At 63.6% G+C, this 24,313-nt stretch carries 19 protein-coding genes; 12 read left to right on the top strand and 7 right to left on the bottom strand.

Annotated features, from left to right (window positions below):
• Positions 1-6 precede the first annotated feature (6 nt).
• From AX729_RS25140 to AX729_RS25110, 7 genes are all read right to left on the bottom strand, one after another.
• Positions 7-963 carry a transketolase family protein gene (locus tag AX729_RS25140; protein ID WP_061026897.1) on the bottom strand — a complete coding sequence of 319 codons (957 nt, stop codon included), beginning with the start codon at positions 961-963 and terminating at the stop codon, positions 7-9.
• Between the two features lie 10 nt (positions 964-973).
• Entirely contained in the window at positions 974-1,822 is an 849-nt protein-coding gene (locus AX729_RS25135) for a transketolase (protein ID WP_082770530.1), read from the bottom strand.
• Complete coding sequence (locus AX729_RS25130) at positions 1,797-2,834, bottom strand: aminoglycoside phosphotransferase family protein (protein ID WP_061026896.1); 1,038 nt, start codon at positions 2,832-2,834, stop codon at positions 1,797-1,799. The genes AX729_RS25135 and AX729_RS25130 overlap by 26 nt, the downstream gene beginning before the upstream one ends.
• Positions 2,831-3,442 carry an HAD family hydrolase gene (locus AX729_RS25125; RefSeq protein WP_245325371.1) on the bottom strand — a complete coding sequence of 204 codons (612 nt, stop codon included), beginning with the start codon at positions 3,440-3,442 and terminating at the stop codon, positions 2,831-2,833. Before AX729_RS25125 ends, AX729_RS25130 begins: the two co-directional genes overlap by 4 nt.
• A 5-nt stretch (positions 3,443-3,447) precedes the next feature.
• A complete protein-coding gene (locus AX729_RS25120; RefSeq protein WP_061026894.1) occupies positions 3,448-4,449 on the bottom strand; it encodes an NAD-dependent epimerase/dehydratase family protein in 1,002 nt (333 codons plus the stop codon).
• 26 nt (positions 4,450-4,475) lie between these two features.
• Complete coding sequence (locus AX729_RS25115; RefSeq protein WP_061026893.1) at positions 4,476-6,041, bottom strand: PfkB family carbohydrate kinase; 1,566 nt, start codon at positions 6,039-6,041, stop codon at positions 4,476-4,478.
• An 87-nt stretch (positions 6,042-6,128) separates the two neighbouring features.
• Positions 6,129-7,139 (bottom strand): SDR family oxidoreductase, encoded by a 1,011-nt coding sequence (locus tag AX729_RS25110; RefSeq protein WP_061026892.1) that lies wholly within the window; start codon positions 7,137-7,139, stop codon positions 6,129-6,131.
• 165 nt (positions 7,140-7,304) lie between these two features.
• Here AX729_RS25110 and AX729_RS25105 point away from each other — a divergent pair, with 165 nt between their 5' ends.
• The 12 genes from AX729_RS25105 (at position 7,305) to rpoC (ending at position 24,124) form a co-directional block, all read left to right on the top strand.
• Entirely contained in the window at positions 7,305-7,892 is a 588-nt protein-coding gene (locus AX729_RS25105; protein ID WP_245325370.1) for an SIS domain-containing protein, read from the top strand.
• A gap of 12 nt (positions 7,893-7,904) precedes the next feature.
• Entirely contained in the window at positions 7,905-8,912 is a 1,008-nt protein-coding gene (locus AX729_RS25100) for a lysylphosphatidylglycerol synthase transmembrane domain-containing protein (protein WP_061026890.1), read from the top strand.
• A gap of 82 nt (positions 8,913-8,994) precedes the next feature.
• Positions 8,995-10,263, top strand: a complete 1,269-nt coding sequence (locus AX729_RS25095) for a class I SAM-dependent methyltransferase (protein ID WP_061026889.1) — start codon at positions 8,995-8,997, stop codon at positions 10,261-10,263.
• A 325-nt stretch (positions 10,264-10,588) separates the two neighbouring features.
• A complete protein-coding gene (gene secE, locus AX729_RS25090) occupies positions 10,589-10,780 on the top strand; it encodes a preprotein translocase subunit SecE (RefSeq protein ID WP_007611620.1) in 192 nt (63 codons plus the stop codon).
• Entirely contained in the window at positions 10,780-11,334 is a 555-nt protein-coding gene (nusG, locus tag AX729_RS25085; protein ID WP_018647229.1) for a transcription termination/antitermination protein NusG, read from the top strand. The genes secE and nusG overlap by 1 nt, the downstream gene beginning before the upstream one ends.
• 138 nt (positions 11,335-11,472) lie before the next feature.
• Entirely contained in the window at positions 11,473-11,901 is a 429-nt protein-coding gene (rplK, locus tag AX729_RS25080) for a 50S ribosomal protein L11 (protein WP_011088164.1), read from the top strand.
• Positions 11,902-11,907: 6 nt separating this feature from the next.
• Complete coding sequence (gene rplA, locus AX729_RS25075) at positions 11,908-12,600, top strand: 50S ribosomal protein L1 (RefSeq protein WP_025037003.1); 693 nt, start codon at positions 11,908-11,910, stop codon at positions 12,598-12,600.
• Positions 12,601-12,707: 107 nt separating this feature from the next.
• Entirely contained in the window at positions 12,708-13,661 is a 954-nt protein-coding gene (locus AX729_RS25070) for a 2-hydroxyacid dehydrogenase (protein ID WP_061026888.1), read from the top strand.
• Positions 13,662-14,239: 578 nt separating this feature from the next.
• Positions 14,240-14,758, top strand: coding sequence for a 50S ribosomal protein L10 (gene rplJ / locus AX729_RS25065; RefSeq protein WP_063817290.1), 519 nt, complete (start codon positions 14,240-14,242; stop codon positions 14,756-14,758).
• A 54-nt stretch (positions 14,759-14,812) separates the two neighbouring features.
• Positions 14,813-15,190: a 50S ribosomal protein L7/L12 gene (rplL, locus tag AX729_RS25060; RefSeq protein WP_061026886.1), complete on the top strand. Its 378-nt coding sequence runs from the start codon at positions 14,813-14,815 to the stop codon at positions 15,188-15,190.
• Between the two features lie 483 nt (positions 15,191-15,673).
• Positions 15,674-19,798: a DNA-directed RNA polymerase subunit beta gene (gene rpoB, locus AX729_RS25055; protein ID WP_061026885.1), complete on the top strand. Its 4,125-nt coding sequence runs from the start codon at positions 15,674-15,676 to the stop codon at positions 19,796-19,798.
• A gap of 129 nt (positions 19,799-19,927) precedes the next feature.
• Complete coding sequence (rpoC, locus tag AX729_RS25050; protein ID WP_061026884.1) at positions 19,928-24,124, top strand: DNA-directed RNA polymerase subunit beta'; 4,197 nt, start codon at positions 19,928-19,930, stop codon at positions 24,122-24,124.
• Positions 24,125-24,313 lie beyond the last annotated feature (189 nt).

Here is a 24,313-nt window from a genome sequence, read left to right as displayed (position 1 = left end):
GACCCGTCAGGTGGAATGAAGTTGAGGGGAGGTGCGCGAGGCGGCGAGCGCATGCTCGATCGAGGTTGCGATGGCACCAGCGGAAAGGCCGTGCTTCTTCAGCAGCGAGTCCTGTGAGCCGTAATTGTGCATGAAGCGGTCCGGCAGCGACAGGCGCAGCATCGCAGGGAAGCCGGAGCCGAGCTTGTCGATCAACGCCTCCGCGACCGCGCTGCCGAGGCCGCCGGCGGGGACATGCTCCTCCAGCGTCGCCACGAGCCTGGTGCCGCGGATGGCCTGCAGCAGCGCCTCGGTGTCGAGCGGCTTGACGGTGTGCATGTGCAGGATGCCGGCGCGAATGCCTTGCGCGGTCAGCAGGTCGGCTGCCGCGAGGGCACGCTGGAGCATGATGCCCGTGGTCACCATGAGGACGTCGCCCGGCGGCCGCATCAGGATGGCCTTGCCGATCTCGAAGCCGTGCTCGGCCTTCGAGACGATGGCGTCGCCGCCCTTTCCGAGCCGGATGTAGATCGGACCTTTCCAGTCGAGCGTCTGCTCCATCATGCGCGCCGCCTCATCGGCGTCGCATGGGCAGATCACCGTCATGTTCGGTAACGCCCGCATGATGGCGATGTCCTCGATCGCCTGGTGCGTGGGGCCGAGCGGCGCGTAGACGAGCCCGCCGCCATTGGCGATCAGTCGCACCGGCAGATTGTGCAGGCAGAGGTCGACGGCGACCTGCTCGTAGCAGCGGCGGGTGAGGAAGGTTGCGATGGTGTTGACGTAGGGCACGAAGCCTTCCATCGCGAGGCCGGCCGACATGCCGATGATGTGCGCTTCCGAGATGCCCTCGATCAGATGGCGCTTGGGAAACTCCTTGCTCATCGCACGCAAGGTGCCCGCGCCGGGATCGGAGCCGATGTAAAGCACCCGCTCGTCGCGCGCGGCGAGCTTGTGGACCATGTTCATGGCTGTGTTGCGCATGGGGAGCCGATCAAAAATCGCCGACGGCGACGCGGATGGCGTCGAGCTCGCTGTCGGTCAGCTTGTTCTTGTGATGCCAATCGGCGTTGGATTCCGCCGGCGGCAGACCCTTGCCCTTGACGGTATGGCAGATGATCGCGGTGGGTTTGCCCGAAACGGCCGGGATCTGCTTCAGGACGGTGCGCAGCGCGCCGACGTCGTGGCCGTTGAGCTCCTGCACGGCGAAGCCGAAGCTGCGCCACTTGTCCGCAAGCGGCTCCAGCGGCAGGACGTAGTCGGTCGGCCCGTAGCTCTGGAGCTTGTTGTAGTCGATCATGGCGACCAAGTTGTCGAGACCGTGCTTGGCCGCGCCCATGGCGGCTTCCCACACAGATCCCTCGTTGATCTCGCCGTCGCCGAGCAGCACGAACGTCCGGTAGCTCCGCTCGCGCATGCGGGCGGCGAGCGCGAGGCCGACACCGATCGACAGGCCATGGCCGAGCGCACCGGTCGACGCCTCGACCCCCGGCACCATGCCGTATTCGGGATGTCCCCCGAGGATGCTGTCGGGCCCGCAAAAGCCGTCCAGCTCCGACAGCGGGAAGAAGCCGCGATCGGCCAAGAGCGCATAGAGCGCCAGACAACCGTGTCCCTTGCTGAGGATCGCGCGATCGCGATTGGGATCGCGCGGGTTCTTGGGATCGATCCGCAACACGTCGTCGTAGAGCACGCGGACCATCTCGATCAGCGACAGAGCCGGACCGACATGGCCGCGTCCGGCAGAGCGGACGGAACCGAGGACCAGGCGGCGCAAATAGAGGCTGCGCTCGTCCAGCGTGCAGGTGAGAGCGGCTTCAGCGTGGGGTGAGATCTGGATCACGTTGGCAAATCGTTTGATGGAGCCGACGGGCTTTGTCGAGCTGGCCGGCAAGGCGGACCGTCAGATCGCCACCTAGCGCAGCCAGGGCGCGCCGGGAGCGGCTTTCCGGCAAAAAGGCATTCAGGACAATCAGGCACCAAATCGCCCCGAACACAGGATACAGTACGTCACGGCGGATCGCAAACGCGTCATCCCCAGCCTCGAAGGCGCGCGAGAGCCGCTCAATCAACCGCTTGGCGCCGGCCTCGGGCAGATCGCTGCCGGGATGGATCGCGGTGTCGGACACCAGCTTCACCGGATCGTCCCAGCCGAAATACTCGAAGTCGATGAAGCGCAATGTGCCGTCTTCGGCGCGCAGCGCGTTGTGCAGTCCGAAATCCGACGGGCTCAATGCGCGATGGGCGGGCGCGAGGTCCGCCGCGGGGTCCAGGCCCAGTTCCGCATAGCGCCGCCGGAGTTGCCGGATTGCGATGGCGGTGCTGGGAACCAGACTGCCGTCGATGAAGGCACGCAGCTCCGGATGTTCCTGCGATACGCGTCTCAACCCGTCCAGGCGCTGCTCGTACTGCGCGATGGCTTCCTCTGGCGAGAAGATGCTGGCTGACGCGTTCCGCAGAGTCTGAGCGCCTCCGGCGTTGCGCAGCCTTTGCAGTTCGATCAGGAAATCGGCCAACTGGTCGGCATCGTCCGGCTGGGGACGCAGGACCGCGGCCTCGCCGTCGAACCATTGATACAGCGCGCAGAACGCAGCCGCATCCTGGGCGATGGGGCGCGGCGTCGATGTGATGCCGTGGCGCGACAGGAACGAGAGCGCGTCATATTCCTGTCCCAGGCGATCACGCCCGTCGGACGGATAGTGCTTGAGGGCGAGGGGCGGTCCCTGCACCATCTCCAGCCGAAACACCCGGTTGTTGCCGCCGGAGCGCGCCGGTTGGGCGGCCGCGACGCCCGCTCCGGAGAGGCGGCTGCCGATCGAGATCGCATCCTGGACGCCGATGTCGGGCTCGCTCATTGCGCGAACACTCCGCGGCGGATATCGGCCCAGGTCGCGATCGGCTCGCAATGCGCGGGATGGGGAGGCCGCGACTGCGTGAACAGGATCGATCGCGTCGTCTTCGGAAAATGCGGCTGCTCGAAGACATCGACGAGATCGTCAATGAAGACATCGAGCCGCAGGCTCGCGAGCCGCTCGACCTTCGCGGTCAGCGTATCCTCGAAATAGATGTTGCCCGCGGCCAGCGCTGCGTCGGCGGCGTCGAGGAGACCCGCCCCCCTCAGCCAGCCGCGCGCGGCCTCGCGCAAGTCGACGCGATCGGGGTCCTGATGTCCGAACTGCGTCTTGTGGCTGACGACGTAGACGTTCGCGCCGGCCTTGCGGCACGCGGCGAGGAACTCGCGGACTCCAGGATAGATTTCGGCGCCGCCAATTCCCTTGCCGTAGACGAAGCCCTGCAGCCCCTGCCAGGCAAGCTCGCCGCCAGCGCGGGAGCGCAGATAGTCACGTACCTCGGTCTTCAGCCCGTCCCAGCTCTCCGGCACCAGCCCACGCTGGCGCGCGACGGCGGCAAAGACCTTGTCGTAGCAGATGATCGTATTGTCGAAATCGATGCCGATCCGCACGCCGCTCACTTCAGGCTGATGTTCTGCATCATCTTGATGTTGAAATACCTGGGATCGTTGAGCGAGTTCGGCAGGCGGCCGGCCTTGAAGGCGTCCACGAGGCCGGACACGGCCTGTTCGATCGTGTGCGTCGGCGTAAACCCGAGCTCGCGGCGGATCTTCTCCGAAGACACGTGGTAGGAGCGCAGATCGTCGGTGGGCTCGACGGCCACCTCGACGTTGCTTCCGACCACCGACTTGACGATGTCGGCGATCTTCATCAGCGAGTGGTTTTCGTAGCCGATATTGTAGGTCTTGCCGTCGATCTTCGCGTCATCCTGCTGAAGCAGGAACAGATAGGCCGCGGACATGTCCTCGATGTGCAGATTGGGCCGCTTCTGCGTTCCGCCGAACACGCGGATGCGGCCGGTGTTGACCGCCAGATTGGTCAGGATGTTGACGACGACGTCGAGGCGCTGCCGCGGTGCGTAGCCGCAGACGGTGGCGGGACGAACCGTGCAGGTGACGAAGCCGGACGCGGCTTCGTCGGCAAGATCGGTCTCGCACATCGCCTTGAACTTCGAGTAGTCCGTGAGCGGTTCGCAGGACAGCTCTTCGGTCACCTCGGCTTCGTCCTTGATGCCGTAGACGCTGGACGAGGACGCATAGATGAAGCGCTTGATGCCGGCCTTCTTGGCGGCGCGCACCATCGGCCGGAAGCAATCGTAGTTGATGGATTTGCCGAGCGCCGGATCCAATTCGAACGAGGGATCGTTGGAGATGCAGGCGAGGTGGATCACCGCGTTGTTGCCGCGCAGGGCCTCGTTGATTGCGGCTTCATCGCGGATGTCGCCCTTGATCAGGCGCAGGTTCGGATTGTTGCGGACGGCGTCGAAGACGTCCTCGCCGTACATGAACAGGTCCAGCACCGTGACCTTGTGGCCCGCCGCCAGCAATTGCGGAACCAGTACGCTGCCGACATAGCCGGCGCCACCGGTCACCATCACGTTCCATTTCTGACCAATCACTGTCGCTCTCCGGAATTTCTTCTGCGCTATTTCAACAACGCGGTGACGAACTTGACCAGCGGGGCCTTTTCGACCGAACTGCGGTGGCCGACGATGCCGACCTTGATCGCGCCCGCCGCATTGCCGATGAAGGCGACGTCCTCGATATTGCCGCCGGCTGCCACCAGCGGCGCCGTAATCGTCAGGAAGGCATCTCCCGCGCCGACGGTATCGACGACGGTCTTGGTGAAGGCGGGCACGCGCGCGACGCCGGTCTTCGACGAGAAGGGGTAGCAGCCGAAGGAGCCGTGCGTGATGATCATCTTGTCGCAGGCGATCTTGCCGTGCAGGCCTTCCTCGATCACCGATGCGATGTCGCTGAACTTGTCGGTGGCCGCCAGGCGCGCTTCCGGTGCGTCGATGCAGATGTAGTCGGCCCGCGGATACTTCGTGATCAGGTTGTAGCCGTGGTTGCCGCTGTTGCTCTGGGCGTTGACCGCCAGGAACTTGGAGTTCGCGATCAACGTCTCGATCGTGCTGGATGCGATCATGCCGTGACCGAAATCGGTGACGATGACCACGTCGGCCCCGCGCACGCGATCCGCGGTGACCTCGTCGATCTCTTTCCGCTGGCTATCGCTGACCGGCGTGTCGTTCATGGTGTAGACTTCGAACAACTTGTGCAGGTAGCCCAGCTCGACGTAACGCAGCTTGCGGGTCGTCGGGCGGTTCTCGACGCGGATCGGCGTCAGCTTGACGTTCGGGCGGATATGCGCGCGCAGGAACGCTTCGGGATAGTCCTCGCCGCCCAGCGTCGTGACGACCTCGACCGACTTGCAGAAGCTCGCGACGTGGTTCGCCGCGGCGATCACGCCGCCGGCGAACTGCTCGCGGTTCTTGAACAGGGTCGCGACGATGTTCTCCTTGGAGGCTTTTCCGAGTGCGGTGACGTACTGGTACTCGTCGATGATGGTGTCTCCGACCAGCACGACGTGCATGTCCTGGATCTTGTCGATCAGCTTCAGCAGGCGTTCGGCGCCGCCGCCTTCGCGCACCTTCTGGAGGTAGTCGCGCAGAGGAGGGTCGTAGATGTCGAAGTAACGGTTCAGCAGCGACGACGAGCTGAAGGTCACGTCGCGCGTGAAGACGATGCGGCCGCCATGGCGCTCGACGGCCTCGCGCTCGGTGGCGATCTTGCCGGTGACGTCATCCTCGGGATTTTCGTAGTCCGAGCCCTTCACGTAGATGTCGGGGCGGACGGTATCGAGGACCGGCTCGGCGCTGGAGGTCCGGTTGATGCCGACCCAGTCGACCGTGCCGAGCGCGGCCAGCATCTCGGCCCGCATGTTCTCCGGAAAGATCGGCCGTCCCGGACCCTTGTTGACGTAACGGTCGGCGGTGATGGTCACGATGACCACATCGGCCTCGTTGCGCGCCGCCAGGATGTGCCGGACGTGGCCGAGATGCACCAGATCGAACACGCCGTGGCACAGTGCGACGGTCAGGCCCTTCGCCTGGGCGGCACGCGCAATCTCTCCCAGCTCCTCGATCGTCTTGATCTTCTCGTGCGGTGCCGGATGGCCGGTCGGCTTGTCTGTCGCAGCATTACCCATGTGCATTTCCCAATGCGCCGGTAGGTCTGAGGTGGCCGGCCCGAAAATGATCGGCTGGCGGCGAATATCTGGCGTGAACGAACCTGCTCAACGGCTCGCCTTCGGCGTGGCGTCGTCGCCGAGATATTTGAACCAGTCCTTGGTCGCGTCGGCGATCTTGTCCACCGTCCACAGCGGAGCGTCCTTGTACTGGTCCATCGATTTCAACATCGTCGCAACGCCGTCCTCGAATTTCACCTTCGGCGACCAGTTCAGCACCCGCTTGATCTTGGTGATGTCGGCATAGGTGCAGTCGGGCTCGCCAGGGCGCTTGGGAATGTGGACCTTGTCGCCGCCGAGCAGCTCCACCAGCCGGTTGACGCTGTAGGTGTTGTCCGAACCGACGTTGAATATCTCATGCGAGACATCGGAGCGCGCGGCGGTCACGAAGGCATCGGCGACATCGCTGACGAAGGTGAAGTCGCGGGTCTGCTCGCCATCGCCGACCACCGTGAAGGGCTTGCCCGCGAGCTTCTGCGCCATGAACACGCCGAACACGGCACCGTAGGTGCCGGTGGTACGATGACGCGGTCCGAACACGTTGAACAGGCGCAGCGCGACGGCGGGCAGCTTGTAGACCTGGCACCAGTGCATGACGCACTGCTCGCCGAGATTCTTGGTGAGCGCGTAGGGATACATCGGACGGATCTCGGCGCTCTCCGGCGTCGGATAGACGTCCGGAATACCGTAGCAGGACGACGAGGCCGCATAGACGAAGCGGTGGGCGCCCGCGTGCCGCGCCGCCTCGAGAACGTTGACCGTGCCGTCGACATTGGCGCGATGGTAGGGGATCGGCGACTCGATCGAGGGAACGATGTCGGCCAGCGCCGCGAGATGGAAGACCCAATCGACCCCGTGGAAATACGGCTTGATCGCGTCGAGGTCGGTGACGTCCGCCCGCGCGACCTTCAACTGGCTCGAACCGGCGCGCGCGGCGAGGTTTTCGGCGCGTCCGATGACGAAATTATCGAGCGCGATGACCTCGTGGCCGTCATCGAGCAAGCGATCGACGAGGTGGCTTCCAATGAAACCGGCGCCGCCAGTTACAATGCATTTCATGGGGAACATCCGTGACGCGAATGCCCAGCGAAACAGGCCCGCCAATGTTGAGTGAAACCCGAAAGCCGACTACCAGCCGCTCGCAAACTTTGCAAGCAATATACCTTTGCAATCCTTGGTAATAGCCGGTATCACCCGGACATGTTGCAATCGAGCCGCCAGCCCATGCCTGTCGAGTCCGTCGATCCCGAGCACAAGGCCTTCCTTGACGACTACGTGGGCCGCCTGCATCGCGCGACGGCGATCGACGACGGTATTTTCGCCAGGATCTCCGCCACGCGCGCGTCCTGGTTGCGCACGCGAGAGCAGGGCGGTCGCGTCATCTTCATCGGCAATGGCGGCTCGGCCGGGATCGCCTCGCATCTGGCGATCGATCTGGCGAAGAATGCCTCGGTGCCTGCACTCTGCTTCAGCGATGCGAGCATGATGTCGTGCCTTGCCAACGATTACGGCTTCGAGGACTGGATCGCGCACGCCGTGCGGCTGAATGCCCGCGCCGGCGATTGCCTCGTCGCAATCAGCTCGTCGGGGCGTTCGAAGAACATCCTCAACGCAGTTGCGCAGGCGCGCACGATGAAGCTCGATGTGATCACGCTGTCGGGCATGAATGCGGACAATCCGCTGCGCAACCTCGGCGACGTCAATTTCTGGGTCGACAGCCGCAGCTACAACATCGTTGAGACGACGCACCAGTTCTGGATGATGGCCGCAATCGACCTCGTCATCGGTCGTGCGGAATATCCGGCGTCCTGAGGCGGGCATCCGATGCAGTCGCGATTCAAGCATGCGGCCCTGTTTTCGGTGAAGCTGCTGCTGTCGATCGCCGTGCTGGTCTACATCGCGCGCGGTCTCGACCTGCGCCAATTGCAAGCTCATCTCGTCTCGGTCGATCCCTTCCTGTTCGTCGTCGCGCTTGCGCTGATCTTCTTGCAGACCTTCGTGCTCAACGGGCGGTGGGAGCTGATCATGCGCGCGCTCGGCGTATCGTTGGACTGGCTGGCGGGCTGGCGAATCCTCATGATCAGCCTCTGGTTCAACCAGGTGTTGCCTTCGTCGGTCGGCGGGGACGCGGTGCGGATGTGGCTGTTGCGCCAACGTGGCGTGCAGTGGCCGGAAGCGGTCAAGGGCGTTGCAGCAGACCGCTTCACGGCGTTGATCGGGCTGATCGTGCTGATGGTGGCCGGATTGCCGTTTCTGTCGTTGCGCGTGTCCAATCAGGCCGCGATCCTGGCCATCGGCGGACTGACGCTGGCGGGCGTCGCCGGTACGTTGGTCCTGTTGACGCTCGACCGTCTGCCCAAACGTCTCATCGCGCTTCGCGCGGTCGCAAGCTTCGTCCGGTTCGGAACGCTTGTCAGGTTTCTTCTCCTGCAGTCCGACCGCCGCGCGCTGCTTTTCGGATCGGCGCTCCTCATTCATCTCGTGACGGCGGCGGCCTGCTACACCTTGGCGCGCGGTGTCGGAGCGCAGCTCTCGATCCTGGATGCCGGTATCCTGATTCCGCCCGTGGTGCTGTTGACGGCCGTCCCGATCTCGATCAGTGGCTGGGGCGTTCGCGAAGGGGCGATGGTCGCCTGCCTCGGTCTTGCGGGTGTGTCGTCCGAGGAAGCGCTGTCGGTTTCGCTCCTGCTGGGCGCCATCAGCGTGATCATCGGGCTCGTCGGCGGCGTGATCTGGCTGGCGAGTCCGGAGCGCGGCTCGTATGCGGCGGCAAAGGCGGCGGAGGAAGCTCCCGGCTACGGGCTGGGCAAGGAGGCTTCGAGCCACCCATGATCCGCCTGAGCCCGCCGCCGATCTGGTCTTCACAGGGTGGGATTGTCTCACTCGCTCGCGTATCTCATTTTTCGGTTTCACGATGAAAAACCTGTTCTACGTCCGCCATACCTGCCGCCTCTGTCATTCGGACAAGCAAGAGCTGGTCGTCCCGATGGCAGGGATGCCCATTGGCACGCCGAACTTCCAGGTGCCGAACGCCAGTGTCGACGATCCCGTCTTCCGCGCTGCGGTACCGATGGCGTTGCATCTGTGCAGGGACTGCGGCCACCTCCAGATTCTCCATGTCGGCAATCCGGAGATCCAGTACCGCAACTACGTCTATACCACCTCGCTCTCGCTCGGCCTGCGGGAGCATTTCGCGGGCTATGCCAACGACGTCGTCAGTCGTTTCGGCATCGCTCCGGGCTCGCTGGTCGTCGAACTCGGCAGCAACGACGGCTCGCTGCTTGGCTTCTTCAAGGAGCGCGGCATGCGTGTGCTGGGCGTCGATCCCGCCGTCGACATTGCGAGGCGTGCGACGGAAGCAGGGATCGAGACCATCGGCGATTTCTTCACCGACGCCATCGGGCGCCGGATCCTGCAGAGCCATGGCGCGGCGAGCGTCGTGATCGCCAACAACATGATCGCCAATGTCGACAACCTCGATCCGCTGGTGATCGGGGTGCGCGACGTGCTCGCACCGGATGGATTGTTCGTCTTCGAAACGCAATACGGCGTCGACGTCACCGAGAAGAACCTGCTCGACACCGTCTATCACGAGCATCTGTCGTATTTTAACATCAAGCCGCTGACGCGCTTCTTCGCCCGGCTCGGCATGGAAGTGATCGACGTCCAGCACATCTGGACCAAGGGCGGCTCGATCCGCGTGACGGTCCAGCGCGCCGGCGGTGCGAAGAAGCCGTCCGCGGAGGTCGCGAAGTTCATCGCCGAGGAGGACCGGCTCGGTGTCGATCAGCCGGCCTATTACGCGCCCTATGTGAAGAGGATCGCCGCGATCCGTGACGAGCTCGTCGCGATGGCCGACGCCGCCCACGCGCGCGGTCAACTCGTTGCCGGCTATGGTGTCTCGGTGGGTACCACGACCCTGCTTCCGCAGTTCGGCCTGGAGAACAAGATCGACTTCCTGGTGGACGACGACCCCAAGAAGGGGAACGTGATGGCGGGCCCGGGTTACGACATTCCGATTCTGTCCCCGGCCGCCCTTTATGAGCGCAAACCAGCCTTCGTCGTGGTCTTCGCCTGGCGCTACGTCGACCCGATCCGGGCCAAGCACGCCCGCTATTTCGCCGAGGGTGGAAAGTTCGTGGTGCCGCTGCCGGGCATTTCCGTGGTCGACCGGGCCGACTGAGTGGCGGGGTCCTGTCGGACTCCCCGGATGGCGCCTTGCCGGCGGTGGATAACCCCTTGATCCCCATCGCCTCTGGACGGTCGTCCGGGGCAGGGCGGCTTGCCCGTGCGTGCCCTCTATACCTTGACCTTTGGCTGCATCCGCAGTAGATACCCGGCACTCGCAGCCGGCCCGTTAGACGCGGATCTCCGGCGCGGCTTTGAAATCCCCGAACAACCGAGCCCGGTTTCCGGCTCATCCTTCGAGACAGAGGGTTGGGCCAACGGCGGCTGTTCGGATCCCTGAAATTCATTCGCGTCCGTCGACGGACGTTGGACATCAAGCGATGGCAGTCAGCCCGTTCAAGTTCTTGCAGGAAGTGCGCTCGGAGACTGCCAAGGTCACTTGGCCGACCCGCCGCGAGACCACGATCACCACGATCATGGTGTTCGTCATGGTCGCAGTGGCCTCGATCTTCTTCTTCGCCGCCGACCAGATCATCCGTTACCTCATCACCTTCCTTCTGGGCATTCACTGATGGCAACAGCAACCGCTCAAGTGTCCGACAAGCGCTGGTACATCGTCCACGCCTATTCGAACTTCGAGAAGAAGGTCGCCGAGTCGATCCGCGAGCAAGCCAAGCAGCGCGGGCTCGAGGAGCTGTTCGAGCTGGTGCTGGTTCCGACCGAGAAGGTCACGGAAGTGCGCCGGGGTCGCAAGATCGACGCCGAGCGCAAGTTCTTCCCTGGCTACGTGCTGGTGAAGATGAAGCTGACCGACGAGGCGTTCCATCTGATCAAGAACACGCCGAAGGTGACGGGCTTCCTCGGCGCGGAAAACAAGCCGATGCCGATCTCGGAAGCCGAGGCCATGCGCATCCTGCACCAGGTGCAGGAGGGCGTGGAACGGCCGAAGGCGTCGGTGTCGTTCGAAATCGGCGAGAACGTGCGCGTGGCCGACGGCCCGTTCGCCTCGTTCTCGGGCGTGGTCGAGGAAATCGACGAGGCGCGCTCGCGCGTGAAGGTCGCGGTGTCGATCTTCGGCCGTGCCACGCCCGTCGAACTGGAATTCGGTCAGGTCGAGAAGGTCTGACCGTTCGTCTCCCTCTTCCCTGACCAGGGGCAAGGGAGAAGCGAGGCCGTGGGAGGACGAGGGCGGTTGCCAGCCGCTCGAGATCCCGACCACGAACCTGAAACCGCTGGCGACATGCCGGCAGAACAGGAGTGATATATGGCAAAGAAAGTGACCGGATACCTGAAGCTTCAGGTCCCGGCCGGTGCGGCGAATCCTTCGCCCCCGATCGGTCCCGCGCTCGGTCAGCGCGGTCTCAACATCATGGAGTTCTGCAAGGCGTTTAACGCCCAGACCCAGAAGGAAGAGAAGAACACCCCGATCCCGGTGATCATCACCATTTATGCGGACCGTTCCTTCACCTTCGAGATGAAGACGCCGCCGATGTCCTACTTCCTCAAGCAGGCCGCCAAGATCCAGTCCGGTTCGAAGGCGCCGGGCCGTGACAAGGCCGGCAAGGTGACCAAGGCGCAGGTGCGCGAGATCGCCGAGAAGAAGATGAAGGACTTGAATTGCGACACCATCGAATCGGCCATGAAGATGGTCGAGGGCTCCGCCCGTTCGATGGGTCTGGAAGTTGCGGGGTAAGCGGTCATGGCAATCGGAAAACGTTTGAACAAGGCCCGCGAAGGCATTGATCGCGAAAAGCTTTACCCGCTCGCGGACGCCATCAAGATGGTCAAGGAGCGCGCGAAAGCGAAGTTCGACGAGACCATCGAGGTCGCGATCAATCTCGGCGTCGACCCGCGTCACGCCGACCAGATGGTCCGCGGCGTCGTGACCCTGCCCAACGGCACCGGCCGTACGCTCCGCGTCGGCGTGTTCGCCCGCGGCGCCAAGGCTGACGAAGCCAAGGCGGCTGGTGCCGACGTCGTCGGCGCCGAGGATCTGGTCGAGAAGGTGCAGAACGGCACGATCGATTTCGACCGCTGCATCGCCACCCCCGACATGATGCCGCTGGTCGGCCGTTTGGGTAAGGTGCTGGGTCCGCGCGGCCTGATGCCGAACCCGAAGATCGGCACCGTGACCATGGACGTCACCGGCGCGGTGAAGGGTGCCAAGGGCGGCTCGGTCGAGTTCCGGGTCGAGAAGGCCGGTATTCTTCAGGCTGGCGTCGGCAAGGCGTCGTTCTCGGAGGAGAAGCTGGTCGAGAACATCAAGGCTCTGGCGGACGCCGTCTCCAAGGCGAAGCCGGCCGGTTCCAAGGGCACCTACATCCAGCGCGTTGCGGTGTCCTCGACCATGGGACCCGGCGTGAAGGTCGAGCCGGGTACGATCCTCGGCTAAGGCCTGCCTCGGCTAGAGGTTCGGAAATTGCATGAGGCGAGGGGCGGAATTGGGCAACCGATTCCGCCCCTCGTCGTTTGTGAAGGCTTTCACTGGAAACAAGAAGAATGGCTGACAAGGTCCTGATCTATTCGCGCTTTCCCAAGACGATGATGGCGCGTTTCGCCGAGCGCTTCGAGTTGCTCGATACCGGTGGCAAGTCCGCGCACGAAGTATTTTCGGCGGATGAGCTCAGCGGCATCCGCGCGATGCTGACGGCGGGCGGCACCCCGCTCGGCGCAGAGGCGATGGACCGCTTTCCAAAGCTCGTCGCCATCGTCTGCTATGGCACCGGCTTTGACGGAATCGACTTGAAGGCGGCAGCCAGCCGCAACATCGCGGTCGGCCACAGCCCGGGCGCCAACGCAGCCTCCGTCGCCGATATCGCGATGACCCTGATGCTCGCGGCGACGCGGCGGATCCTGGTTGCCGACCAATATGTCCGCAGCGGCGACTGGGCGGCGTCGAAGCAGTCGCCGATGATGCGGCCCCAGGCCGGCATGCCCGGCCGTCGCATCGGCGTCTACGGCATGGGCGAGATCGGCCGCAAGATCGCGGCGCGCTGCGCCGCCTTCGAGAGCGAGGTCGGCTATTTCAGCCGCACCAGATACGATCTGCCCTATCAATATTTCCCGACGCTGGAGGAACTCGCCGACTGGTGCAGCGTCCTGATGATTGCGGTCCGGGCAGGGGCCGAGACCGAGCATGTCGTCAACGCCGATATCCTGAGGCGCCTTGGCGCGGACGGATATGTCGTCAACATCTCCCGCGGCTCGGTAATTGACGAGAAAGCCCTCGTCGCGGCGCTCACTGGTAAGACCATCGCCGGCGCCGGCCTTGATGTCTTCGAGAAGGAACCGCACGCGCCGGACGCGCTGACCGCGCTCCCCAACGTTGTGTTCGCCCCCCATATCGGCGGCCACACGCTCGAATCGCACGTCGCCATGCAGAACTGCGTCTTGGCGAACCTGACGGCATTCTTCGAGGGCAAGCCGCTGCCTTATGCCGTCAAATCTGCCTGAATCGGTCCTTTTGGGCCAATTCAAGCTCCGCCGGCAACGGATTGGAACTGGTGTGAATTTTGCTCTTGGCAAGCCGGCGGAGAGCGGCTAAAGAACCGCCTCCGGACGTGCCGGCCTCGGCTGGCGCGTTCGTGCACGCATTCCGAAAACTCGACAGACGGGAGATCATTCCTTCTCAGGACGTCCGTAAGGATTTGCCGGAAAAGGGAGGAAAATCCGTCGGTTGGTGGAATGCGGGCAGAGGTCGGGCGGTTCGCCGTCAGGCCTTGTCCTGTCCAAGACTGCAGGCGCCCGCGCGAAATTTCGATTTCTCAACGGCTTAATCGCATGGCCTGCATAGACGGGTGAAGACCGGATTTCACTTCGCACCCAGCTTCAACGGCTGGGTTCGCGAAACGGGTCTGGTTCGGACCTCGACACGCCGTGGGCCTCATGGGCTCCCGGAGGGCAGGCTTTGAATTGTCGTCTTGCCCGGCGTGTCCTGGGGGATTTGGCCCCGAGGTTCAGGTTTGGGCGGGACGATGGGTGCAACCCGGCGGTCCCGCTTTGCGATGACCGCCAACCGGAAAGAGCTTGCTGTGGAACGAGCGGCAAAAAAGGAAGCGGTCGAACAGCTCAACGAGGTCTTCAAGACCACGAGCGTCGCGATCGTTGCTCAATATTCCGGCCTAACCGTCGCCCAGATGCAGAAGCTGCGCACGCAGATGAAGCAGGCTGGCGCCTCGGTGAAGGTCTCGAAGAACCGTCTCGCCAAAATTGCTCTTGATGGCACTGACGTCGTTGCCATCGGCCCCATGCTGAAGGGGCCGACCGTGATCGCGACTTCCAACGATCCGGTGGCGGCGCCAAAGGTCGCCGTCGAATTCGCCAAGGCGAACGAAAAGTTCGTCATCATCGGCGGTTCGATGGGCAAGACCGTCCTGAATGTCGACGGCGTGAAGGCACTTGCCTCGTTGCCGTCCCTTGACGAACTGCGCGGCAAGATCGTCGGCCTCATCGTGGCCCCGGCGACCAAGCTGGCTCAGCTCGCCAACGCGCCCGCGGGCAAGCTCGCGCGCGTCATCCAGGCTCATGCCTCAAAGGGCGAAGCGGCCTGACGCCCTTCGCAAAACTCAAACCCGAACCAGACTTACACTCAAGGAAACTGAACAATGGCTGACTTGCAGAAGATCGTTGACGACCTCTCGAGCCTCACCGTGCTCGAAGCTGCCGAACTCGCGAAGCTCCTCGAAGAGAAGTGGGGCGTTTCGGCTGCCGCGGCTGTCGCCGTGGCCGGCCCGGCCGGTGGTGGCGCTGCCGCCGCTCCGGCGGAAGAGAAGACCGAGTTCACGGTCGTTCTCGCCAGCGCCGGCGACAAGAAGATCGAGGTCATCAAGGAAGTCCGCGCCATCACCGGTCTCGGCCTGAAGGAAGCAAAGGACCTCGTCGAGGGTGCTCCGAAGCCGCTGAAGGAAGGCGTGAACAAGGAAGAAGCCGAGAAGATCAAGGCGCAGATCGAGAAGGCCGGCGCCAAGGTCGAGCTCAAGTAAGCAGTGCTTGCTGCGGGATCCCGGGCCGCGCATCGGCGAGGCCCGGGATCCCGGTTCGCCCCTCAATCGGGTGGGCCGGATGCAAAAGGCGTGCGACGGAACGTTCCGACGCAGGCCGAACACGAAAAAGTGTGGGGATTTGAGGGTCGGACCCTCGAATCTACACTATTGTCGCCCCATATCGGGTCGGCAGCACGAAAGCGCGGTGGGCAGGGATGCCGGATTTCCCTGTAAGCCGTTGGGAGAGCAGGCTATTTCGGGCTTTTGCAGTCCGTGAAGACGATCGTTGTGACGGGCGGGCGCGCTCTTGCGCCCCGCGCGTCGTTTTGCGTTTTGAAGGTCTGAAGAACAGATTCAGGACATTCGAGCCTGAAACTGCGTCTCTGGCCCCCAAGACGGGTTCGAAAAATTCAACCCGGAGAGCGGTGGCAGCCGCGCTCCGGACGGCGCGCCCCGAGCGGGCGACGAAAATGAGAGGCCACGATGGCGCAGCAGACATTCACCGGTCGCAAACGTGTTCGCAAGTTCTTCGGACACATCAAGGAAGTCGCCGAGATGCCGAACCTCATCGAGGTTCAGAAGGCGTCTTATGACCAGTTCCTGATGGTCGACGAACCCCCGGGCGGCCGTCTCGACGAGGGTCTGCAGGCGGTGTTCCGCTCGGTGTTCCCGATCTCCGACTTTTCGGGCACCTCGATGCTGGAATTCGTCCGCTATGAGTTCGAGCAGCCGAAATACGACGTCGATGAGTGCCGCCAGCGCGGCATGACCTTCGCTGCACCCCTCAAGGTGACGCTGCGCCTCATCGTGTTCGATATCGACGAGGAAACCGGCGCCAAGTCGGTGAAGGACATCAAGGAGCAGGACGTCTACATGGGCGACATTCCGCTCATGACGATGAACGGCACCTTCATCGTCAACGGCACCGAGCGCGTCATCGTCTCGCAGATGCACCGGTCGCCCGGCGTGTTCTTCGACCACGACAAGGGCAAGACCCATTCCTCGGGCAAGCTGCTGTTCGCCGCCCGCGTCATCCCGTATCGCGGCTCCTGGCTCGACATCGAGTTCGACGCCAAGGACATCGTCTATGCGCGTATCGACCGTCGCCGCAAGATTCCGGTGACGTCGCTGATGTTCGCCCTCGGCCTCGACGGCGAGGCGATCCTGTCCACGTTCTACAAGAAGATTCTCTACAAGCGGACCAAGGAAGGCTGGCGCGTTCCGTTCGACGCCAACCGTTTCCGCGGCTACTCGACGGTCAACGACCTGATCGACGCCGACACCGGCAAGGTCGTGCTCGAGGCCGGCAAGAAGCTGACCGTTCGTGCCGCCCGCCAGCTCCAGGAGAAGGGGCTGAAGGCGTTGCGCATGGTCGATGAGGAGCTGGTCGGCAACTACGTCGCCGAGGATCTCGTCAACCCGAAGACCGGTGAGATCCACGCCGAAGCCGGTGAGGAAATCACCGACAAGCTGATGAAGGCGCTCAACGAGCAGGGCTACAAGGAGCTGCCGCTGCTCGACATCGACCACGTCAATGTCGGTCCCTACATCCGCAACACGCTCTCGGCCGACAAGAACATGACGCGCGAGGACGCGCTGTTCGACATCTACCGCGTGATGCGTCCGGGCGAGCCGCCGACGCTGGAATCGGCGCAGGCGATGTTCCAGTCGCTGTTCTTCGACGCCGAGCGTTACGATCTCTCCGCGGTCGGCCGCGTCAAGATGAACATGCGCCTCGATCTCGATGCGCCCGATACCCAGCGAACGCTGCGCAAGGAGGACATCCTCTCCGTCATCAAGACGCTGGTGGATCTGCGCGACGGCAAGGGCGAGATCGACGACATCGACCATCTCGGCAACCGCCGTGTGCGCTCGGTCGGCGAGCTCATGGAGAACCAGTACCGCATCGGCCTCCTGCGCATGGAGCGCGCGATCAAGGAGCGCATGTCCTCGGTCGATATCGACACGGTGATGCCGCAGGACCTGATCAACGCCAAGCCGGCGGCTGCCGCCGTGCGCGAGTTCTTCGGCTCCTCGCAGCTCTCGCAGTTCATGGACCAGACCAACCCGCTCAGCGAGATCACCCACAAGCGCCGCCTGTCGGCGCTCGGACCGGGCGGTCTGACCCGCGAGCGCGCCGGCTTCGAGGTGCGCGACGTGCATCCGACCCATTACGGCCGTATCTGCCCGATCGAGACGCCGGAAGGTCCGAACATCGGCCTGATCAACTCGCTCGCGACCTTCGCGCGCGTGAACAAGTACGGTTTCGTCGAGACGCCGTACCGCAAGGTCAAGGACGGCCGCGTCACCGACGAGGTCGTGTACCTGTCGGCGATGGAAGAGGGGCGCTACTCCGTCGCCCAGGCCAACGTGCCGGTCGACGCCAAGGGCCGCTTTACGGAAGACCTCGTGGTCTGCCGCTCCAGCGGGACCCGCGACGTCGTGCCGATGACGCCCGACAAGGTCGACTACATGGACGTGTCGCCGAAGCAGCTCGTTTCGGTCGCCGCGGCGCTGATCCCGTTCCTCGAGAACGACGACGCCAACCGCGCGCTGATGGGCTCGAACATGCAGCGCCAGGCGGTGCCGCTGGTTCGCGCCGAGGCCCCGTTCGTCGGCACCGGCATGGAGGGCGTCGTTGCCCGTGACTCGGGCGCCGCGATCGCCGCGCGCCGCTCTGGCGTGATCGACCAGATCGACGCCACCCGCGTCGTCATCCGTGCCACGGAAGATCTCGATCCGACCAAGTCGGGCGTCGATATCTACCGTCTCATGAAGTACCAGCGCTCGAACCAGTCGACCTGCATCAACCAGCGTCCGCTGGTGAAGGTCGGCGACATCGTCAAGAAGGGCGACATCATCGCTGACGGTCCGTCGACCGATCTCGGCGAGCTCGCGCTCGGCCGCAACGTGCTGGTCGCGTTCATGCCGTGGAACGGTTACAACTTCGAAGACTCGATCCTGCTGTCCGAGCGGATCGTGAAGGAAGACGTCTTCACCTCGATCCACATCGAGGAGTTCGAGGTGATGGCCCGCGACACCAAGCTCGGGCCTGAGGAAATCACCCGCGACATTCCGAACGTCTCGGAAGAAGCGCTGAAGAACCTCGACGAAGCCGGTATCGTCTACATCGGTGCGGAAGTGCGCGCCGGTGACATCCTGGTCGGCAAGATCACGCCGAAGGGCGAAAGCCCGATGACGCCGGAAGAGAAGCTCCTGCGCGCCATCTTCGGCGAGAAGGCCTCCGACGTCCGCGACACCTCGCTGCGCGTTCCCCCGGGCGTGCAGGGCACGATCGTCGAAGTGCGCGTGTTCAACCGTCACGGCGTCGACAAGGACGAGCGTGCGCTGGCGATCGAGCGGGAAGAGATCGAGCGCCTTGCCAAGGACCGCGACGACGAGCAGGCGATCCTGGACCGCAACGTCTACAACCGTCTCGCCGAGCTGCTCGAAGGGCGGCAGGGCATTGCGGGTCCGAAGGGCTTCAAGAAGGACACCAAGATCACCCGTGCGGTGCTCGAGGAGTACCCGAAGTCGCAGTGGTGGCTGTTCGCTTCGCCGAACGACAAGCTGATGGCCGAAATCGAGGCCATGCGGAAGCAGTACGACGAGTCGAAGAAGGGGCTGGAACAGCGCTTCCTCGACAAGGTCGAGAAGCTTCAGCGCGGCGACGAATTGCCGCCCGGCGTGATGAAGATGGTCAAGGTCTTCGTCGCGGTAAAGCGCAAGATCCAGCCCGGCGACAAGATGGCCGGCCGCCACGGCAACAAGGGCGTGGTGTCGAAGATCGTGCCGATCGAGGACATGCCGTTCCTCGAAGACGGCACGCATGCCGACATCGTGCTCAATCCGCTCGGCGTGCCCTCGCGCATGAACGTCGGACAGATCCTCGAGACCCATCTCGGCTGGGCCTGCGCCGGCCTCGGCAAGCGTATCGGCCAGACCGTCGATGCGTACCTGTCGAAGCAGGACATCAAGCCGCTGAAGGAAACCTTGAAGAAGGTCTACGGCGAGGACGAGACGATCAAGTCGCTCAACGACAACGAGCTGATCGAACTCGGCCAGAACCTCAGCCGCGGCGTGCCGATCGCGACACCGGTGTTCGACGGTGCCAAGGAAGCCGACATCGAGGAGATGCTGAAGCTTGCCGGTCTCGACGCTTCGGGTCAGTCGACCGTCTATGACGGCCGCACCGGCGATCCGTTCGATCGCAAGGTGACGGTGGGCTACATCTACATGCTCAAGCTGCACCATCTGGTCGACGACAAGATCCATGCGCGTTCGATCGGTCCGTACTCGCTCGTCACCCAGCAGCCGCTGGGCGGCAAGGCGCAGTTCGGCGGCCAGCGCTTCGGCGAAATGGAGGTGTGGGCGCTCGAGGCTTACGGCGCGGCGTACACGCTCCAGGAGATGCTGACGGTGAAGTCGGACGACGTCGCCGGCCGTACCAAGGTGTACGAGGCGATCGTGCGCGGCGACGACACGTTCGAGGCCGGTATTCCGGAATCGTTCAACGTGCTGGTCAAGGAAATGCGCTCGCTCGGCCTCAACGTCGACCTGCACAATTCCAAGGTGGGTCCGGCGCCGACGTCGGAAGCGGCCGAGTAACGCGACCTTTCATGCCCGGCCTTCACGGCCGGGCATTGGCGCCCCTCCCGAGGCCTTGAGGGCAGGGCGCCCCGATTGAGTGATTTTCGAATTTGCGGCCGTAGGCGACCGGCACGCGAGGAGAAGACGATGAACCAAGAAATTATGAATCTCTTCAACCCGACGACTCCGGCTCAGGTCTTCGACCAGATCCGGATCTCGATCGCGTCCCCCGAGAAGATTCTGTCCTGGTCGTACGGCGAGATCAAGAAGCCGGAGACCATCAACTACCGTACCTTCAAGCCCGAGCGCGACGGCCTGTTCTGCGCCCGCATCTTCGGGCCGATCAAGGACTACGAGTGCTTGTGCGGCAAGTACAAGCGCATGAAGTACAAGGGCATCATCTGCGAGAAGTGCTCGGTCGAGGTCACGCTGTCGCGCGTCCGGCGCGAGCGCATGGGCCATATCGAGCTGGCGGCTCCCGTCGCCCACATCTGGTTCCTGAAGTCGCTGCCCTCGCGCATCGGCCTCCTGCTCGACATGACGCTGAAGGATCTCGAGCGGATCCTCTACTTCGAATATTACGTCGTGCTGGAGCCGGGCCTCACCGCGCTGAAGGACCGTCAGCTGCTGTCGGAAGACGAGTATCTGAAGGCGCAGGACGAGTACGGCCAGGATTCCTTCACCGCCATGATCGGCGCCGAAGCGATCCGCGAGCTGCTCAAGGGCATGGACCTCGAGAAGCTCGAGGCCTCGCTGCGTGTCGAGATGCAGGAGACCGACTCCGATATCAAGCACAAGAAACTCGCCAAGCGCCTGAAGATCGTGGAAGCGTTCCGCCACTCCGGCAACAAGCCGGAATGGATGATCATGACCGTGGTCCCGGTGATCCCGCCGGACCTGCGTCCGCTGGTGCCGCTCGACGGCGGCCGCTTCGCGACCTCGGACCTCAACGACCTCTACCGCCGCGTCATCAACCGCAACAACCGCTTGAAGCGGCTGATGGAGCTGCGCGCGCCCGACATCATCATCCGCAACGAGAAGCGCATGCTTCAGGAGGCCGTCGACGCGCTGTTCGACAACGGCCGCCGCGGCCGCGTCATCACCGGCGCCAACAAGCGCCCGCTGAAGTCGCTCGCCGACATGCTCAAGGGCAAGCAGGGCCGCTTCCGTCAGAACCTGCTCGGCAAGCGTGTCGACTATTCGGGTCGTTCGGTGATCGTGGTCGGTCCCGAGCTGCGCCTGCACCAGTGCGGCCTGCCGAAGAAGATGGCACTCGAGCTGTTCAAGCCGTTCATCTATTCGAGGCTTGACGCCAAGGGCCTGTCCACCACGGTGAAGCAGGCCAAGAAGCTGGTCGAGAAGGAGCGGCCCGAGGTCTGGGACATCCTGGACGAGGTCATCCGCGAGCATCCGGTGCTGCTCAACCGCGCGCCGACGCTGCATCGCCTCGGCATCCAGGCGTTCGAGCCCGTGCTGATCGAGGGCAAGGCGATCCAGCTCCACCCGCTGGTCTGCTCCGCGTTCAACGCCGACTTCGACGGCGACCAGATGGCCGTGCACGTTCCGCTGTCGCTCGAAGCGCAGCTGGAAGCGCGCGTCCTGATGATGTCGACCAACAACATCCTGCATCCGGCGAACGGCCAGCCGATCATTGTGCCGTCGCAGGACATCGTGCTCGGTCTGTACTACGTCTCGATCATGCGCGAAGGCCTGCCCGGCGAGGGCAAGGTGTTCGGCGACATGGCCGAGCTCGAGCACGCCCTGCACGCGAAGGTCATCCACCTCCACACCAAGATCAAGTACCGGTGGGAAGGCATGGACGAGACCGGCAAGGTCTCGAGGCGCTGGATCGAGACCACCGCCGGCCGCGTCATGCTCGGCAACCTGCTGCCGAAGAACCCGCGCATCTCGTACGAGATCATCAACAAGCTGATGACCAAGCGCGAGATCTCCGGCGTCATCGACCAGGTCTACCGCCACTGCGGCCAGAAGGAGACGGTGATCTTCTGCGACCGCATCATGGCGCTCGGCTTCTACAACGCGTTCAAGGCCGGCATCTCGTTCGGCAAGGACGACATGGTCGTGCCGCACGGCAAGTGGAAGATCGTCGACACCACGCGTACGCTGGCGAAGGATTTCGAGCAGCAGTACAACGACGGTCTGATCACCCATGGCGAGAAGTACAACAAGGTCGTCGACGCCTGGTCGAAGGCCACGGAAGAAATCGCCAAGGCGATGATGAAGGAAATCTCCGCCACCAAGAAGACGGCGAGCGGAGCCGACGCCGACATCAACTCGATCTACATGATGGCTCACTCCGGTGCCCGCGGTTCGCCGGCCCAGATGCGCCAGCTCGCCGGCATGCGCGGCCTGATGGCCAAGCCGTCGGGCGAGATCATCGAGACGCCGATCATCTCGAACTTCAAGGAAGGCCTCTCGGTGCTCGAGTACTTCAACTCGACCCACGGCGCCCGCAAGGGCCTCGCGGACACGGCGTTGAAGACCGCGAACTCCGGCTACCTGACCCGTCGTCTCGTCGACGTGGCGCAGGACTGCATCATCACGCAGAGCGATTGCGGCACCAAGCTCGGCATCAAGATGCGCGCCATCGTCGATGCCGGCACCGTGGTCGCTTCGCTCGGCTCGCGCATCCTCGGACGCACGGCCTGCGAAGACGTGCGTGACAGCTCGGGCAAGGTGATCATCAAGCGCGATACGCTGATGGAAGAAAGCCATCTGGAGGCCATTCAGCAGGGTGGCGTGCAGGAGGTGAAGATCCGCTCGGCACTGACCTGCGAGCTCGTCAACGGCATCTGCGGCAAGTGCTACGGCCGCGACCTCGCCCGCGGCACGCCGGTCAACCACGGCGAAGCGGTCGGCGTCATTGCGGCGCAGTCGATCGGCGAGCCGGGCACCCAGCTCACCATGCGCACCTTCCACATCGGCGGTGCGGCGCAGCTCAACGAGCAGTCGTTCGTCGAAGCCAATTTCGACGGCAAGATCGTGATCCGGAACAAGGCCATCGCCCGTAACAGCGAAGGCCACCTGATCGCGATGGTGCGCAACATGGTTGTCGCGATCGTCGATGCCGACGGCACCGAGCGTGCGACGCACCGTATCCAGTACGGTTCGCGCCTGCACGTCGACGAGGGCGATATGGTCAAGCGCGGCCAGCGTATCGTCGAATGGGATCCCTACACCCGTCCGCTCCTCACCGAAGTCGAAGGAACCATCGGCTTCGAGGATCTGGTCGAGGGGCAGTCGATCTCGGAAACGCTCGACGAAGCCACCGGCATCGCCAAGCGCGTGGTCATCGACTGGCGCTCGACTCGCGGCGGCGCGGATCTGCGTCCGGCCATCGTGGTGAAGGGCAAGGACGGCAAGGTGCTCAAGCTCGCCCGTGGCGGCGATGCCCGCTACATGCTGTCGGTCGATGCCATTCTCTCGGTCGACATCGGAGCCAAGGTGCAGCCGGGCGACATCCTCGCCCGTGTCTCGACCGAAAGCGCCAAGACGCGTGACATCACCGGCGGTCTGCCGCGGGTGGCGGAACTGTTCGAGGCTCGGCGTCCGAAGGATGCGGCGATCATCGCCGAAATCGCGGGCACCATCCGGTTCGGGCGCGACTACAAGAACAAGCGTCGCATCTCGATCGAGCCGATGGACAAGACCGACGAGCCGCGCGAGTACCTGATCCCGAAGGGCAAGCACATCCACCTTCAGGACGGCGACGTCGTCGAAAAGGGCGACTTCATCGTGGAAGGCAACCCGGCGCCGCACGACATCCTTGCGGTTAAGGGCATCGAGGAACTCGCGGCCTATCTGGTCAACGAGATCCAGGAGGTCTACCGGCTGCAGGGCGTGCTCATCAACGACAAGCACATCGAGGTGATTGTCCGTCAGATGCTCCAGAAGGTGGAAATCACCGATCAGGGCGATACGGACATGATCTCCGGCGAGCAGGTCGACAAGATCGAGTTCGACGCGCTGAACGTGAAGGCCAAGGAAGAGGGCAAGAAGCCCGCTACGGGAACGCCGGTTCTGCTCGGCATCACCAAGGCGAGCCTTCAGACCAGGTCCTTCTTCTCGGCGGCATCGTTCCAGGAGACCACGCGCGTCCTCACCGAAGCGGCGGTCAACGGCAAGATCGATCCGCTCGAAGGCCTCAAGGAGAACGTCATCGTCGGCCGGCTGATCCCGGCAGGTACCGGCGCCTCCATGGCCAAGATCCGCGAAGTCGCGATGAAGCGCGACAAGCTGATCCTGGACGAGCGCGAGAAGCAGGCGGCCGTCGTGTCGCCGGCACCGGAAGCCGAGCTTCCCGCGCTGCCGCCTGCGGAATGATCGTTCATCCGTAGGACTACCGAGGACAATGAAAAGGCCGGCTTTTGCCGGCCTTTTTGTTGCTTTCATTGCTTGCTGCGATGCGGCATCAACCTTTGTTCATCTTTCCTTCAGCCGCAAAAGCGCTTCTGCTAGGAGAGCTTAGACCGGTGGTCCCGTGAAGGGGGGCAGGCCGGAGACCACGGAACT

The sequence above is a fragment of the Bradyrhizobium sp. CCH5-F6 genome, from assembly GCF_001556045.1.
Classification (GTDB): Bacteria; Pseudomonadota; Alphaproteobacteria; order Rhizobiales; family Xanthobacteraceae; genus Bradyrhizobium.
Note: the sequence above shows the minus strand (reverse complement) of the source record. Positions and strands in the feature narration are given on the sequence as shown.